The organism is Acinetobacter sp. 16, assembly GCF_033439925.1.
In the GTDB taxonomy this organism is placed as follows: Bacteria; Pseudomonadota; Gammaproteobacteria; order Pseudomonadales; family Moraxellaceae; genus Acinetobacter; species Acinetobacter junii.
The window spans coordinates 1,324,930-1,342,369 of the sequence record NZ_CP137746.1 but is presented as its reverse complement, the minus strand read 5'-3'; the positions used below and the strand labels follow the sequence as shown (position 1 = coordinate 1,342,369).

The 17,440-nt window shown below is 37.8% G+C and carries 12 protein-coding genes; 7 read left to right on the top strand and 5 right to left on the bottom strand.

Annotation, left to right across the window (positions count from 1 at the left end; genetic code table 11):
• Nucleotides 1–6: 6 nt before the first annotated feature.
• Both nudC and R2H34_RS06555 read right to left on the bottom strand, forming a co-directional pair.
• Nucleotides 7–777: an NAD(+) diphosphatase gene (gene nudC, locus R2H34_RS06560; protein WP_004953196.1), complete on the bottom strand. Its 771-nt coding sequence runs from the start codon at nt 775–777 to the stop codon at nt 7–9.
• Nucleotides 778–865: 88 nt separating this feature from the next.
• Nucleotides 866–1,129: a TIGR03643 family protein gene (locus R2H34_RS06555; protein ID WP_151691069.1), complete on the bottom strand. Its 264-nt coding sequence runs from the start codon at nt 1,127–1,129 to the stop codon at nt 866–868.
• A 237-nt stretch (nt 1,130–1,366) separates the two neighbouring features.
• Between R2H34_RS06555 and R2H34_RS06550 the strand changes: the two genes are divergently transcribed.
• Nucleotides 1,367–2,050, top strand: a complete 684-nt coding sequence (locus tag R2H34_RS06550; RefSeq protein ID WP_151691048.1) for a cupin domain-containing protein — start codon at nt 1,367–1,369, stop codon at nt 2,048–2,050.
• A 45-nt stretch (nt 2,051–2,095) separates the two neighbouring features.
• Here R2H34_RS06550 and rodA read toward each other — a convergent pair whose 3' ends face one another.
• Nucleotides 2,096–3,238 carry a rod shape-determining protein RodA gene (gene rodA, locus R2H34_RS06545; protein ID WP_004959607.1) on the bottom strand — a complete coding sequence of 381 codons (1,143 nt, stop codon included), beginning with the start codon at nt 3,236–3,238 and terminating at the stop codon, nt 2,096–2,098.
• 215 nt (nt 3,239–3,453) lie between these two features.
• Between rodA and R2H34_RS06540 the strand changes: the two genes are divergently transcribed.
• The gene (locus R2H34_RS06540; RefSeq protein WP_042893503.1) at nt 3,454–4,980 is read left to right on the top strand and encodes a TerC family protein; all 1,527 of its coding nucleotides are present in this window, start codon (nt 3,454–3,456) and stop codon (nt 4,978–4,980) included.
• A gap of 44 nt (nt 4,981–5,024) precedes the next feature.
• Here the strand turns inward: R2H34_RS06540 and R2H34_RS06535 are convergent, their stop codons facing one another.
• Nucleotides 5,025–6,905: a potassium transporter Kup gene (locus R2H34_RS06535; protein WP_125298135.1), complete on the bottom strand. Its 1,881-nt coding sequence runs from the start codon at nt 6,903–6,905 to the stop codon at nt 5,025–5,027.
• Between the two features lie 248 nt (nt 6,906–7,153).
• On the opposite strand from R2H34_RS06535, the gene R2H34_RS06530 reads away from it, so the two are divergent.
• From R2H34_RS06530 to R2H34_RS06520, 3 genes are all read left to right on the top strand, one after another.
• Complete coding sequence (locus tag R2H34_RS06530; protein ID WP_042893629.1) at nt 7,154–8,254, top strand: ABC transporter ATP-binding protein; 1,101 nt, start codon at nt 7,154–7,156, stop codon at nt 8,252–8,254.
• Between the two features lie 42 nt (nt 8,255–8,296).
• Nucleotides 8,297–9,313, top strand: a complete 1,017-nt coding sequence (locus tag R2H34_RS06525; RefSeq protein ID WP_005402938.1) for an extracellular solute-binding protein — start codon at nt 8,297–8,299, stop codon at nt 9,311–9,313.
• Between the two features lie 87 nt (nt 9,314–9,400).
• Nucleotides 9,401–11,032: an ABC transporter permease gene (locus tag R2H34_RS06520; protein ID WP_042893628.1), complete on the top strand. Its 1,632-nt coding sequence runs from the start codon at nt 9,401–9,403 to the stop codon at nt 11,030–11,032.
• A 104-nt stretch (nt 11,033–11,136) separates the two neighbouring features.
• Here R2H34_RS06520 and R2H34_RS06515 read toward each other — a convergent pair whose 3' ends face one another.
• Nucleotides 11,137–13,221, bottom strand: a complete 2,085-nt coding sequence (locus tag R2H34_RS06515) for a TonB-dependent receptor family protein (protein ID WP_004959629.1) — start codon at nt 13,219–13,221, stop codon at nt 11,137–11,139.
• A gap of 281 nt (nt 13,222–13,502) precedes the next feature.
• Between R2H34_RS06515 and R2H34_RS06510 the strand changes: the two genes are divergently transcribed.
• The gene (locus R2H34_RS06510; protein WP_201897680.1) at nt 13,503–14,249 is read left to right on the top strand and encodes an IS5 family transposase; all 747 of its coding nucleotides are present in this window, start codon (nt 13,503–13,505) and stop codon (nt 14,247–14,249) included.
• Between the two features lie 441 nt (nt 14,250–14,690).
• On the top strand, nt 14,691–17,348 hold the full coding sequence (gene mutS, locus R2H34_RS06505; RefSeq protein WP_125297428.1) for a DNA mismatch repair protein MutS: 2,658 nt from the start codon (nt 14,691–14,693) through the stop codon (nt 17,346–17,348).
• Nucleotides 17,349–17,440: the final 92 nt, after the last annotated feature.

Below are 17,440 nucleotides of genomic sequence, written 5' to 3'. Positions count from 1 at the left end.
ATAGACTTATAACCATTCACTTGTATCATCCGCGACTGGCGTTCCATGCATAACGTGCATAATCATTGCATAGGCAATACTTCCTTTAAATGGAATTTCAGGCAGTTGATCAAATTTGAAGAACTGTGCATCACTAATTTCTTTTTCCTGTATTTTAATTTCACCTGAATGATATTCAGCTTTAAATGCAACCATTAAATTACTTGGAAATGGCCATGGCTGGCTGGCGAGATACTGAATATTTTTGATATTTAAACCAACCTCTTCCAAAGTCTCTCGACGCGCTGCTTCTTCTAAGGTTTCCCCGACCTCCACAAAGCCTGCAATTAAACTATACATGGTCTTATTACGCGTTGTTCTTGCAAGCAGTATCTCATCATCCCCTCTTGTGATAATCGTAATCACACAAGGATTAACACGTGGATATTGGTTATAACCACAACTTGGACACATCATCGCAAACTGATCAGTACTTTGTTGCGTCTTGTCACCACATCGCCCACAAAACTGATGGTTACGTCGCCATTCTAAAAGTTGTACAGCTCGACTTGCTTGCTCAAACTGTTGGTGATTCCAATATTGTAAAAGCTGACGTATCGGTACCAGCTGATAGCCAACAGGTATGTTTTCATTGGGTAATAGATCTCGCGCAACGACCTGCTCGTCCTCTGACAGTACTAAATCACTGTGCAATTTTTCAACTCGTGGTAATTGAAACTGTTCATCAACTAAAAGTTGTTGTTGCTGAAAAATATAAGCAATCGATAGATTTGACATTACATTACCTTAAATTCAATAACATGAGATATATCAATAGAAATGCTAGCAATCCCCAAAAGGACAATTGAGGATAGCAAACGCAAAATTAATGGTGCTTATATTGACGTGAGCAGTAGCCGCGACTGATCTCAGGTGAACGTAGTTGCAAATGCTTGGTTTTTCGACCTGTCACCCGTTTACGCCAGAGTTTAAAACTACTGGCTTGCAAATTTTGCCTCATCAGTTTGATTACAGCAGATTCATTCAGACCATATTCGCGCTCTAGCGCTTCAAAAGGTGTTCGATCTTCCCATGCCATTTCAATAATTCTTGAAAGGTCACCATCATCATAATTTTTAGTATTCAACATAAAATGAAATCACTTCGCTGTCGTTCAATATCAATCTGTTAAATTTCCTAACAAAGCATAAGTAACTCAGGATGAAGAAAGTGTGATTTTTCGAGTTATTCTTTTCATTTGAAATAATATTCAGCACATTGAAAATTAAATAAATGATCAAAGAATCATCCCAATTATTTTTTCAAGATTGACTAATCATCTAAATGCCGATAGTTATCTTAGACAATATTACTGAGGATAATTCTGATGTTTTTGCTAAATGCTGATTTTTCAAAGTTCGCAGTCGTCAAACCTAGAGACTATCAATGGGTAAAATCACCTGGCGGCGAAGTAGAACGTGTCATGTTAGACCGAATTGGCAATGAAGCAGCTAGAGCAACAAGTTTAGTCAAATACGCGCCTCTAAGCTTATTTCCAAAACACCAACATCCTCATGGCGAAGAGATTTTGGTATTGTCTGGAATGTTCACTGAAGATGGTAGCCAACACTATCAAAAAGGATGGTATTTGCGGAATCCGCATAACTCTAGTCATATTCCATCTAGTGAGATGGGCACCTTGATCTTTGTCAAACTCAGACAAATGTCCGAGACTGAAACTGAAGCTGTTCGTATCGATACCCATAACCCGAATAACTGGAAAAAAATGGGACATCGAGACATCTGTGAACTTTACCAATCTCAGCTAGAGCATACTTATCTAGAAAAAATCATGCCCCTACATCCCATCGAATATGATGTAAAAGGTGGTGCTGAAATTTTAGTGATTGAAGGTGAAATCAGCCATAGTGAAGAAACTTATCCAAAAGGTTCTTGGTTACGTATTCCCCCACAAGCAGATTACCAACTTCAATCAGGTCAACAAGGCGCAACACTTTATCTAAAAACAGGTCATCTGCTCGCCATGATTCAGTCAACTCATAAAATTTAATGAGCGACTCCGAAATACATGTTTCAATCAAAGATGATGAAGCAACTAGCGATGCGTATGAACTGACATCACAATCCCAAAACCTGCCAATAAGGTGATAATAGCTGTACCACCATAGCTCATAAATGGTAATGGATCTCCTGTCACAGGAAAAATTCCACTGACCATACCTGAGTTAACAACGACATATAGAAAAAAAGACAATGCTAATGAACCGACAATTAAGCGTCCGAAATTATTAAATGAGTTCAATCCGATCATAAAACAGCGGATGATGATTGCTGCATATAAGCTAAATAGAATCACCACACCAATAAAACCAAACTCTTCTGCATAAGTTGACATAATAAAGTCTGTATGCCGTTCAGGTAAAAACCCAAAATGTGATTGAGTGCCTTGTAAATAACCTTTTCCTGAAAACCCACCCGAACCAATCGCAATTTTAGACTGAATAATATTCCAACCTGAACCAAGGACATCAGCCTCAGGATCAATCAAAGTTGTGATACGCTTTTTTTGATAGCTTTCCAATAAAAAAGTCCAAGCAATCGGAAGAAATAACATCACTAAACCCATAGAGCCTAGAATTAATTTCCAAGAAATACCTGCCAAAAACAATACAAACAGACCACTGGTGAGGATCAGAATGCCTGCCCCCAAATCAGGTTGTAATGCGACTAAAAGTAAAGGAATGACAATTAAAACCAATGAAATCAGAATATGAAATATTCTAGGTGGCAAAGCATTTCTAGATAAAAACCACGTGATCATCAGCGGCATTGCAAACTTCATCAGTTCACTTGGCTGCATACTTCCTAACAATGGAATGGCGATCCACCGACGTGCACCCATTCTCACTTCACCGATAAAAAATACAGCGATGAGCAGTACTAAACTCACAGCATATAGATAAGGGCTAAATGCCTGATAAACTTTTGGAGGAACTTGAGCACAAATAAAAAGTGCTACAAATCCTAAAAGGAAACTAAATCCTTGTTTGAATACCAACCCCATATCTTGAGCCGATGCACTATATACGACGATTAAACCTAAGATCGCATTTAAAATGAGAAGGCTCAATAACCAAGGGTCGAGATGTAATTTATGCCAATACGAAGAATTATTTTTGAGATGCAAACCATCTCGAATGGAATAACGTAAAAATCGGGATTGCGGAACAGGCTTCATGGTGATCTTAAAAATAAGAAAAACGAGCAGATAAATCTGAACTAAGGCGATGGAGTATATATTTAATTTGTTTCTGTGCTCAGATTATTACTTTTATTTTTGTGAATCTTTGATAAATTTGCAGGTACCATTTAAATCAAAGGTTTTATACATATGGACCCCTCACCTTTAAGGCGTATCTTTGGCTCTCTCAGTAGACAGCTTGGAGAACTAGGATGATAGAATTTCTTTTAGACCCTAGCATCTGGATCGCGTTATTAACTTTAATTGTACTCGAAATCGTACTTGGCATTGATAACTTAGTTTTCATTGCAATTCTTGCAGATAAACTTCCTCCAGAACAAAGAGATAAAGCAAGAATCATAGGTCTTTCATTAGCCCTTATCATGCGTTTAGCCCTGCTTTCCATTATCTCTTGGCTAGTTACTTTAACAAAACCTATTCTCCATATATGGACTCTGAGTTTCTCAGGTCGAGACCTAATCCTACTCTTTGGTGGTCTTTTCTTACTCTATAAAGCCGTTACAGAATTACATGAAAAAATAGAAGGCAAACCTGTACATAAAACCCAATCAAGTGTTGCTTATGCAAGCTTTGGTATGGTGGTCACTCAGATCGTTATTCTAGATGCAGTGTTTTCTTTAGATTCTGTGATTACAGCAATCGGAATGGTTGACAATATTTATGTCATGATGGCAGCCGTGGTGATCGCTGTTGTAGTGATGTTGATTGCATCAAAACCATTAACAAACTTTGTAAATAAGCATCCTACTGTTGTTATTTTATGCTTAAGCTTCTTACTACTGATCGGTATTAGTTTGATTGCTGAAGGTTTTGGTTTCCATATCCCGAAAGGATATATCTATTCGGGTATTGCCGTTGCAATCCTAATTGAAGGTTTCAACCAATTTACTCAACGAAATGCTGAAAAACATGCATCAAAACTACCTTTAAGACACCGTACTGCAAACACAATCTTCAAGCTCATGGGTGGCAAAGAGCAAAATGACCCAACGATTATCGATAACAACGATGATTCATTCGGTGCCGAAGAACGCTACATGATCGGTGGTGTGTTAACTCTGGCTGAACGCTCTGTTTCATCGATTATGACACCTAGAGATCAAATTTCTTGGGTCAACATCGATGATGATATTGAAGATATCAGAGCTAAAGTACTTGCAGTACCTCACAGCTTATTCCCTGTCTGTAAAGGCAATTTGGATAAAGTCATTACTGTTGTACGCGCAAAAGAGCTGATCGATTGTTTGGATGAAAAAGAAGAATTGCAAAATCTTTTAAAACGCCAACGTCCAATTTTTATTTTTGAAAAGATGAAAGTGATAGATGCAATTAATACTTTGCGCTCTTCAAAAGGCTCTTTAGTCATGGTGACGAATGAATTTGGAAATATCCAAGGATTGATCACTCCATTAGATGTATTTGAAGCAATTGCTGGTGAATTCCCAGACTCGGATGAACAACTGGATTTGACGAAAGTATCTCATCAAGAATGGGTAGCATCTGGCTTATTAGACCTTTATCAACTTCAACTTGAATTAGGCACACTTGAACTAGTTCAAGAAGGTTCAGGCTATGTAAGTGTCGCTGGTTTATTACTAGATAAATTAGAAGGTCAAGTTGATGTCGGTTCTACATTGACCTATGAGGGAATCTATTTCGAAATTATAGAAATGGATGGCACTCGCATTAAGAAAGTCAAAATTATTTATCCGATCTAAATCCAACCATAAAAAAAAGAGCCTTTCAAAAAGGCTCTTTTTTTTTATATCTCAATCTGACTACCAATTTCGACAACACGATTCGTAGGGATTTGATAAAAATCGCTAATAGGACTTGTATTCTTTTGCATCGTAGCGAATAAATGTTTTCTCCATGTAGTTAACTTATTATCCGCTTTGTAGATCAATCTTTCGCGTGACACAAAGAAACTGATTTCCATCAGATTATATTCAAAATTAATTTTATTGAAAATTTTCTCTAAGACCATAGGTACATTCGGCTGCTCTTTAAAACCATAATTGATTTGTATCCGATAAAAGCCTTTCTCTAAAACTTCGAACTCATATCTCAGTTCATCTTGCACGTATGGGATATCCGAAACTTGCACCGTTACCAACATATTTTTGTCATGAAGAATCTTGTTGTGCTTGAGATTATGCAACAACGCATGTGGTACTACAGATGGAGAACCTGTCAGAAACACAGCAGTACCAGATACCTTATTCATATCTGTACCTAGATATTTAATAAAGGTTTCTAACTGCAACGTATCGCTTTGGAGTTTTTCCTGCAATTGAACCCGCCCTTTCTTCCATGTCATCATCAATGTAAAGACAAAGACAGCGATAAGCACAGGCACCCATCCACCAATAAAGAACTTAAGTAGATTCGAACCTAACAGCACTAAATCAATAAAAATGAATGGTACAGCGAATAAAACCAGTTTCCACGTTTTCCATTTCCAGTAACTATAAGCAAGAAATGCAACCAAAAGCGTATCGCAGAACATGGTAATCGTTACAGCAAGACCATAAGCACCTGCTAAATTACTACTTGTTTTAAAGAGTAAAACTAGGAATAAAATTGAAATATATAGAATCCAATTGAGTAAAGGAATGTAAATTTGACCCACTTCAGACGCTGAGGTATGTAGTACATTCAGACGAGGTAAATAACCCAATTGAATCGCTTGTTTCGCCATCGAAAAAACACCACTAATCAATGCCTGTGATGCGATTACAGCTGCTGCGGTCGCAATAAGAATCATTGGATAGAGGAAAAAGGATGGTACAAGTAAATAAAATGGATTGGTAATCGCTGTAGGATCTCTTAGCAATAAAGCACCTTGACCTGCATAATTCAACATAAGACAAGGCAAAACAACGAGGAACCAACCAAGGCGTATCGGAAGAACACCAAAATGCCCCATATCAGCATAAAGCGCTTCACCACCTGTGACGGTCAAAACGACAGCGCCCATCACAAAAAATGAAATATACGGATTGGTGATAATAAATTGCAATGCCCAATGTGGACTTAAGAAAGCCAAAATCGTTGGGCTTTGAATAATACTCACAAACCCAATCGCACCAATAGACAAAAACCAAAGCAGTGTAATTGGGCCAAAAAACTTACCCATTACGGCAGTTCCATGTTTTTGTACAAGAAACAATGCCGTCAGAATGCCGATACTGATCGGTAATATAAATTTATCAAATGCTGGAGCCGCAACAGAAAGTCCTTCCACAGCCGATAACACAGATATTGCGGGTGTAATAATGCCATCACCAAAGAACAATGAAGCACCAATAAACCCTAAAGCTGTAATCAGAATTTTTGTTCGATTAGAAAGACCTGGCTGACGTAAATTCAAGGCAAGTAATGCCATGATTCCACCTTCGCCATTGTTATCTGCTCGCATTATCACCATCACATATTTAAGAGAGACGATCAACATGATGGTCCAGAAAATAAGCGATAAGATTCCTAAAATATTAATTTCATTGATTGGCATTCCATGTGTTGCATGAAAGCTTTCTTTAAGTGCATAAAGTGGGCTAGTTCCAATATCGCCAAAGACTACACCAAGTGCAGCTAAAGTCAGTATGGGTACACTAGCTTTCTCTACCGTCTGATTTTGCATGTTGTAAAAAAACACTTCTAAAAGTTAAAGTGATACTAGCACTCAATCTATCACTCCCTAAATAATTTATTTATAAGCCAGTTAAATATCTAATATTTAATTAAATAATTACTTATTCAAGTTAAATCACTCTACCTTTGAGTTAATTAAAATAGCGCCAATAAACATGCTCCATTCCTTCAAAAAAACTCCACTTGAGAAGAATTATCAGTTATTATTTGGGCAAGAATTATTCCTGTGAATTGACCATGAATGCTCATACCGTAACGTTGGCTAATGTCTTAACGATTCAAAAACTTAGCAAAAAATTCGGTGAGCGTTTTGCTGTAAGTCAAGCATCATGGTCTGCTCAAAGCGGTCAGATTATTTGCCTGCTGGGACATTCGGGTTGCGGTAAGACAACCATGCTACGTCTGATCGCCGGCCTAGAGACTCCTACTGAGGGTTCTATCCAGCTAGAAAGAAAAGTTTTATGGGATCAATATCAACAGGTTCAAGCTGAAGAACGCAATATCGGTTTTGTATTTCAAGACTATGCTCTCTTTCCACATTTGAGCGTGTTGGAAAATGTGATGTTTGGATTGAAAAAAATCCCGAAGCACGAACGTCAATCTATTGCTGAAAATGCGTTAAAGCATGTCTCTATGTCGCATCATATTCATAGCTATCCACATACTTTATCTGGTGGTGAACAACAGCGTGTCGCTTTAGCTCGTGCACTCGCACCTAAACCTCATGTTTTGCTTATGGATGAACCATTTTCGAATTTGGATCATCGTTTACGTGATCAAATTCGACAAAGCACCATTGATATTTTAAAACAGACTTCGACCACAACTATCATTGTGACTCATGATCCTGAAGAAGCACTTCAAATTGCTGATCAGATTATTTTGATGCATCAGGGTAAAATCATTCAAAGTGGTACGCCTAAGCAGCTTTACTTCCAACCGAAAACACTTTTTGCAGCACGTTATTTTTCCGATTTGAATGAAATAAAAACCCAAATACAAGATCAACAACTGCATACGATTTTTGGAAATATTGATATTCCAAAACATTTGACGAGTAATAACCAGATTCGTTGCTATTTTAGACCCCACCAATTACGTGTTAATCGGATAAAAACTGAAAATAGTCTAGCTGCTAAAATTATTTCGTCGAACTTCTTAGGCTATTCACAACTACTTAAATTAAAAATCGAGGCAGAAGATAAAGTGTTAAGTGCTTATGTTGAATATTCTCAACATTACGACCAAGCAGACACCGTCTACCTATCGTTAGATTTATCTCAGTGTTTCTTTTATGAATCTAATGATTCAATCGAAATCCATCAATCATCCACTTAACTGGTATTTATTATTCAAGTTTCTTCTTTTTAGGGATCAAAAATGAACCAACGAATAAAACTTCATGCGCTTTCAGTTAGTCTTGTCGCACTCAGCAGTGGTTGGGTAAATGCCGCTGAGGTCAATCTCTATACCACTCGCGAACCTGTGTTAATTCAACCACTCTTAGAAGAGTTCAATCAAAAAACAGGTATTAAAGTAAACACTGTTTTTATCAAAGATGGAATGCTGGAACGTGTTAAAACTGAAGGTCGCCGCTCACCTGCAGACGTCATGCTGACAGTTGATTTCGGTAATTTGGTTGATTTGGTTGAAAATGGTTTAACTCAACGAGTGAACTCTAAAGTTTTAAATACCGCGATTCCAGGTAACTTACGTGCAGCCAATGGTCATTGGTATGCGCTATCTATGCGTGCTCGTGCAGTATATGTTTCTAAAGAACGTACACCACTAAAAGCCATCAGTTATGAAGATCTCGCAAATCCAAAATGGAAAGGCAAGATTTGTATCCGCTCTGGTAGCCATCCTTATAACACATGGCTAATTGCATCCTATATTGCTCATCACGGCGAAAAAGCAACTGAGCAATGGTTACGTGGTATCAAAGCAAATTTAGCTCGCCCAGCGAGTGGTGGTGATCGTGATGTTGCACGTGATATTCTCGGTAAAATTTGTGATATCGGTGTTGCAAATACCTACTACGTAGGAACAATGCGTAATGGTGATGCTGAGCAACAACGTTGGGGCAATGCAATTAATGTTGTATTACCTCGCTTTAAAAATGGTGGAACGCATATCAATGTATCAGGTGCAGCTGTAGCAAAATATGCACCAAACCGTAAAGAAGCAGTTCAATTATTGGAATTCTTATCTTCAGACCATGCACAAGCAATCTATGCACAAAGTGGTTATGAGTATCCAGTAAAACCTGGTGTGAAGATTGATCCAATTATCGCAAGTTTCGGAAAGTTAAATATTGATAACGTCCGTCTGAGTGAAATTGCAAAATATCGTAAAGCAGCAAATCTGTTAGTCGATAAAGTTCAATTTAATCACTAAGTGATTTTATGGGCAGGTCATCCATTTTGTTTTGACCTGTCCAATCAAACTTCTTAAACCTGCTCTTCAATAGTTTCTTAATCTCTAATGACCAAAAATAAGCATCACTTTAATTTATTTACATCGCTCAGTGGGGTATTGACCTTACTTGCTTGCTTGCCTGTTATTGCATTGGTTTTAACAGCAATTCAGGGTAATAGTGATATTTTTGGGCATCTGATTCAGTATGTTCTGCCCCCTACTTTGGTTGATACCAGTATTTTATTATTTGGTGTTGGGCTACTCACGATTTTAATCGGGACTGGTAGCGCATGGTTAGTAACCGCATATCAGTTTAGAGGTCGAGCTTTTTTAGATTGGGCGCTGCTGCTTCCCCTTGCAATACCAACATATATCATCGCTTATAGTTATATCGATATTTTGCATCCTATCGGACCAGTACAAAGCTTTCTAGCAGCTAACTTTGGTTGGGAATCTCAACCTGCTTGGTTTCCGAATATTCGCTCTGTTTGGGGCTGTATTTTTCTATTAAGTTTTGTCTTATATCCTTATGTCTACTTAAGCACACGTGCAATGTTTCTCATGCAATCAGCTAGCTTGATTGAAGTTGCACGCAGTTTAGGGCTCAACCCAAACCAAGTTTTTTTTCGAGTCGCGATTCCTTTAGCTCGCCCAGCAATCGCTGTGGGGGCTAGTTTAGCTTTGATGGAAACCATCAATGACATCGGTGCAACCGAGTTTCTAGGCGTCAAAACCCTAACTTTGTCGATCTACTCAACGTGGACGAATCAATCCGATCTCGCTAGTGCTGCACAAATTGCCATTTTCATGTTGATCATTATTACTTTATTGGTCGTTATTGAAAGACTGGGGAGACGCAAACAACGCTATATGAACTCTGCTCAACGTAGTCGATTGATGCCAGCACAACAACTCAGTGGCACAAAAGGTGGTTTATGTTTAACGCTTGGATTAATCCCTATCACCATTGGTTTCCTCATTCCATTCATGCATTTATTGGTGGAATCTTATAAGCGTTTCAAGTATGCAGGTTTTTCAAACTATTTATTACAAGCATCAATCAACACTTTATTTTTAGCTACAGTTGCTACAGTGATCACGATTGCAATCGGATTCTTTATTGTCAGTGCGGCACGCTTTAGCCAAATTACATCGTTTAGCCGAATTGCTAGTTTAGGTTATGCAATACCTGGGACTGTGTTGGCTATTGGTCTTATGTTATCACTTGGTAAAATTGATCATGCGGTAGCTGATTTTCTTGAATTTAAATTAGGAATTCACACAGGCTTACTCTTTTTAGGAACAACTTTTACCCTTATTTATGCCTACAGTGTACGCTTTCTTGCAATCGCAATTGGTGGAATAGAGTCTGGATATAATCGTATCCATGGCGTATTTGATGACGCGGCTCAAAATTTAGGCCGAAATCAATTTTTAATATTAAAAGAAGTTCATCTTCCACTACTCCGCCCTGCAATCATCTCTGCGGCATTACTTATTTTTGTGGATTGTATGAAAGAATTGCCGGCCACCTTGTTACTTCGACCTTTGAATATGGAAACCCTCGCAACTCAGTTATATGCTGAAGCCTCAAGAGGAACATATGAAGATGGAGCAATTGCAGCATTATTAATTGTTTTAGTGGGTTTGATCCCTGTCATTCTGCTTGCTCGTATGAGTAAAGTGTTAAACAAATAAATAAGATTTTAGCGATATAGCGAATTCTGCTATATAGTCCCCAAATAAGAAAGGGTTGTATTTAATCAATACAACCCTTTTTTCTATGTCTACCGAATCATCGATTAGAAACGATAACGAACACCGGCTTCAAATGAACGCTCAGGACCAACATAAATCCCTTGACGTAAACTCGCGATATAACGCTTGTCCTCTAAGTTTTTAACTGCGCCATAAAACTCAACTTGATCATTCAAGGTATAGCGAGTTGTTAAATCGACAGTCGTGTAAGCATCGATTTTTCCAGTAAAGAATCCTGAAGTATTCTCAACAATCGGTTTGGTATTTAATTCATCAGTAAACTGAGAACCTGTATAGTTTGCACTCAACTGACTACGCAAACCTGCATAGGTATAACCTACCCCAAGATTTGCCACCCATTCAGGTGTATATGGTACACGGTCACCATCTTTTGATTTTAGTGAACCATTTTTGTTGTAACGATCGCCTTTGAACTCAGCATTTGCAATCCATGTAAGATTAGCAAACACATCGAAACCATTCTCAAACTCTAAACTTACAGCACCTTCAAGCCCTTGGTTGTATGTTTTACCACCATTGGTCGATTGGAAATCTGAGTTACTGTTAGCTGGAATAATTTGATTGTCAAAGTCCATACGGAAAGCAGTTAACTCGTAACGAACTGCATCTTGCTGACCTCTTAAACCCAACTCCCAACTTACCGCAGTTTCTGCCTCTAGTTTTTGATCTTTCATTCCACTGAGTGAGTCACCATTTAGTGCAGGTGAGAATGCCTTGTAGACACTAGCGTAAAGCTGAACAGCTGGAATGAATTGATAGGTGACACCTAATCCAGGCATTACTTCAGTATTTGAAGTTTTAACTGTTTCATTCTTTTGTTTATCATCACGTTGTTGTTCATAGCGTTCAACACGAACACCAGGCGTTACAGACAATTGATCTGAAATATCGAAACGGTTTTGAGCATACAAAGCAACACTCTTCGCGGAATCTTTGGTATCTTTTGCTGTCGTACCTGAACGAGGTGTAGCACGTTTCGCATTAATCGTAACGTCATCCATTTTCTCATTCATCAAGCGCAAGCCAATCTCAGCTTCACCAGGAATATTAAAAATAGTATTTTTGGCGATCAGACGAGTTTCCGCTCCAATACGTTCAAAAGCACGATTATTGCCACTTACATTATCAGTATAAATCCAACGACCTGCAGCTTGTGAAGCTGTAGCATTCACGCCATAGCGCCAGTAATCACGATTCATTTCACTCCAATACAGCAATGTTTGAAGTTCAGTGTCTGGATTAATATCCCAACGATGATTGATATCAAAAGAATTTCGCTCTGTTAAGAACCAATCATCAGGAGCAGGATTATTCTGTTTCTTGGCATGATACTCACCCAAGAACTGACCACGATATGAAATATTGGCATCATTTTCATAATGAGTAAATTTAACACCAACCCATTGATTATCACCGATGGCTGTACCTGCTTTGATAACGGCATCTTTCATTTCATAGCCTTTATCCATGAAACCGTCACTTTTCGCCCAACTTAAAATCGCTCCAACATTGCTATCTTTCGTTGGAGAACTGCCACCCAATTCAACAGTTGTCTTATAGGTATCCCAAGATCCAATTGATAGATCAACAAGAGCACCATCTTTAGGTTGTTTAGTACGATAATTTACTACACCACCAATATTCATAGGTCCATAACGCAACGCAGAAGATCCCTTAAGAACTTCAATGCTATCCATACGTTGAATACGAGGATTATAATAACGACCATTTCCAACAAATAAGCCAGCCGCTACAGGTACACCATCTTCTAAAATAAGTGTTTTGTAATCAGCCGAACTAATTCCTCGCATACCAATATTGGCAACAATTGCAGACTCCTCTTCAGGTTTAACATACACACCTGATACGCGTTTTAAAATTTCTTCAGTAGAGCTTGGAGTGAATTGTTGAATTTGCTCTTGGCTTACAATTACCGCTGCACCTGGAATTTTTGAAATTGAATCTTCTTGTGAGCCAATCACTTGAATCGTAGGTAATACAACAACTTGTTGAGTTTGTTCAGTAGCAGCATAAAGCATTGGTGCAAAACCACCAAACAGCAAACCACTCATAACAATTTGATTTTTAATAAATAAATACTTTTCCATGTGACCCCTATAATCAATCATCAGATTGAAATTCAGATTAAACTTAAAATAACCTTAAAAAACCTCGCAATTATAATACAAATAAAAACAATTATCAGTTAATGATTCAATATGAGTGGTATTTTTGTTGCTATCAGGTTTCTAAAGCAAAATTCTTCTGGTGCTACATCTATTAAAAAATACTGATAATTTTCGAATATATAGGGTGTGTTGACACTTTTAGCTTAAAAAAATAGCGAAGTAGTAAAATCAAATCGCCAAACCCAATTTTACTATTCGCTATGCCTCGTACCATGCTGACAGATCAACACTGGCAAAAGTTGAAAACTATTTTGCGTAATTTATCTATTCATCACAACTCAAATTTACGTAATTTTATTGAAGCTATTCTCTATAGAATTAGAACAGGCTGTCCGTGGCGAGATATTCCTTCCTATTTCGGTCAATCAAACTCTATTTTCAAACGTTTTAATCGTTTGTCAAGCAGCGGTAAGTTGCTTAGATTATTCAAATTATTAGCATCATGCCCCGATATGGAGTGGATTTTTATTGATGGCTCTCACGTACGTGCTCATCAACATTCTGCCGGTATAGCGAATCAATCCATTTCTAAAAGTGTAGGAGGAAACTCCTCAAAAATACATTTGATTGTTGATTCACATGGCAATCCTATTGATTTCATGATTACCGATGGCACTACACATGACATCAAAGTTGCACCTGATTTAATAGCAACATTAGATTTAAAAGAGACAGAAGTGGTATGCGCAGATAAAGGCTATGATTCAGAACCACTGCGTGAGCAGATCAGAAAAACAGGAACAAAAGCGAATATACCAAAGAAAATAAATAGCCAATCGAACAATGATCATATGGACTGGTATTTATATAAAATCAGGCATTTAGTTGAAAATATGTTTTGTAGATTAAAACAATTTAGAGGGATAGCTACTCGATATGACAAGCTCAAAAGAAATTATCAAAGTGCTGTTGCCTTAGCCTGTATATTTTTATGGCTACCTTTATAGGTTTAATTATGAACAGTAAATGTCAACAGACCCTAATAATTAAGGATTTAAGACACTGATCTACTCGACAAACATGACTAATACTGGGTTAAGATACCTTTTTAGTTCTTCTGTAAATTCTGCGTGCAAACATGAGACTTAGCACTTAAATCATTAAATAAAACCCTACCTTCCTCAATGAAGGCTTAGGAGTAACAAATAAAATAAAAAAACTAACTTACTCTTTTGTTGCTAATTTCCTCATTCATTTTAGGAATCCTTTTTGTCAATCAAGCTCAATTTGTTAAGATGGCTGTCGAAAAAGGGTTTACACCAAAACTGTATTTTATAATTTAGTGATTTTGATATCGAAAGTTAAGATTTCTGAATTTCGATCAATTTTAGGCAGTAATGGTAAAACTTCATTTAGTAATATATTTTCAATTTAAGGACTTATAACGCATGAACAGTGACTCAGTTATGGCTGATCTCTCATCTCACACGCCGATGATGCAGCAATACCTCAAAGTCAAGATGGAGTATCCACATGCGCTTTTGTTCTATCGTATGGGTGACTTTTACGAACTCTTTTTTGAGGATGCCCATTTAGCTGCAAAATTACTTGGTATCACGCTAACCCATCGTGGCAAAACAAATGGTGAACCAATTCCAATGGCAGGTGTTCCCTACCATTCCGCTGAAGGATATTTAGCACGTTTAGTAAAGTCAGGTCGTACCGTTGCAATTTGTGAGCAAGTTGGTGAAGTTACGGGGAAGGGACCTGTAGAACGTAAAGTAGTCCGAGTTTTGACACCTGGTACCTTAACTGACGATGCGCTTTTATCAAGTTATCAATCCTCAAATTTAGTTGCTCTGTGTATACAACAAAATCAAATTGGTTTTGCATTACTTGACTTGAGTGCAGGTATTTTTAAAGTTCAACAACAGACATATAAACAAGAGCAATTGCCAATAGAACTTGCTCGCTTGATGCCAAGTGAAATTTTGATTGATGAGGATTTAGTCGATCAAAACATCATCGAACATATTAAGAAAAATCTAGATTGTCCAATTACCAAAAGACCGAATGTAGATTTTAATCAAAATAATGCTCAAAAGACGTTGTGTGACCAGTTTGCTGTTTCCACCTTATCAGGCTTTGGGTTAGATCCAATTCCTCTGGCAAAGGCGGCTGCGGCTGCGCTTATTCATTATGCTAAAGAAACACAAAAAACGGCTCTACCTCACATCCGTTCTATACAGATCGAACAGAGTACAGATTTTATTGCTTTAGACCCAATTACACGTCGTAACCTTGAAATCATCGAACCGTTATTTGAGCATGGAACATCTTTATTTCAATTAATCAATGATTGTCAAACTGCGATGGGTGGTCGCTTACTGAGTCGCACACTCATGCAGCCCATTCGAGATACAGCAATACTCGATGCTCGTTTGGATGCAATCGAGCAATTATTGAAAGGTTATCACGAATCACCTGTTCGCTTAGTTTTGAAAGAAATCGGCGATATTGAGCGTGTACTCAGTCGAGTAGCTTTGGGTAGTGCTCGACCACGTGATTTAGTTCAACTTCGCCAAGCCTGTGCTCAAATTCCTTTTTTACGACATGCTTTAGCGCCTGTCCTCAACACTGAAAAATCCAAACTATTAATTGAGCTTGATCAGCAACTTGGTGATTTCAAAAGTCTACACCAACATCTTATTGCAGCAATTGTTGAAAACCCTCCTGTACTTTTACGCGATGGAAATGTAATTGCAGAGGGATATGATGATGAATTGGATGAATTACGCAAAATACGTGATCATGCGGGTCAATTTTTAATAGATTTAGAAATCAAAGAGCGTCAGCGAACAGGCATCAATACGCTGAAAATTGGCTACAATCGTGTAAGCGGATACTATATCGAATTAACACGAGCTCAAGCTGAGCAAGCCCCTGCCGATTATATTCGTCGTCAGACACTTAAAAATGCTGAAAGATATATCACACCTGAACTTAAAAGCTTTGAAGATAAAGTACTTTCGAGCGAATCTCGTGCGCTCGCTCGTGAAAAACTACTGTTTGAATCTTTATTGGATGAATTACGCCAAAATATTGCTCAATTGCAGGTGATGAGTGCTGCTATTGCTCATATCGATGTTTTAGCAAATTTTGCACATCAGGCAAGATTAAATAATTGGGCAAGACCTGAATATACACCAGAAACTTGTATCAAGATTCAGGCGGGTCGACATCCAGTGGTTGAGTCATTAAACAAAGCTCCATTCACTCCAAATGATACATTCCTTGATCATCAACATCGCATGGCGATCATTACTGGCCCCAATATGGGTGGTAAATCCACGTTTATGAGACAAACAGCTTTAATTAGCTTGCTCGCTTATTGTGGTTGTTTTGTCCCAGCGAAATCAGCAAAACTCGGCTCTATCGATCGTATATTCACTCGTATCGGCTCAGCTGATGACCTCTCTACAGGCAAATCAACATTCATGGTTGAGATGACTGAAACTTCTCAAATTCTACATCATGCAACAAGTCAGTCTTTAGTATTGATGGATGAAGTCGGACGTGGAACCAGTACATATGATGGCTTATCTCTAGCATGGGCATGTGTACTCGATTTAACCAAACGTATTAAGTGTTTATGTCTTTTTGCAACACATTATTTTGAATTAACAGAATTGGGTAGCGAAGCTGGAATTGACAACTATCACGTCACCGCACAAGAGTTAAATGGTAATTTAATCCTATTGCATAAAGTACAGCATGGACCTGCAAGTCAAAGTCATGGTTTACAAGTTGCAAAATTGGCTGGTATCCCTGCTAATGTGATCAAAGATGCACAAAAACGTTTGAAAATACTGGAAAAACAGCAACATCAGCATTTACAAAACTCTGTGCAAAATGATCTGTTTAGTACAGTTGAACATGAAATAGAAACTAAAGTTGTTGAAAAAGTGATTAAAGTAAAAATGCAATCACCTGCTTTAGATCTTTTAAAGCAACTGGACTTAGATGACCTTACCCCACGCCAAGCTTTGGAACATCTTTATCAACTCAAAGCTTTATCTAAAAGCTCAGATACTATTGAAAATTAACCCTATGTTAGGTTCTCTACTATATTAAAGTTAGAACCTAGCAAATTTTAATTTCTAATTAAGTTTGAAAATGCGTCTTTTATCGTAGGATG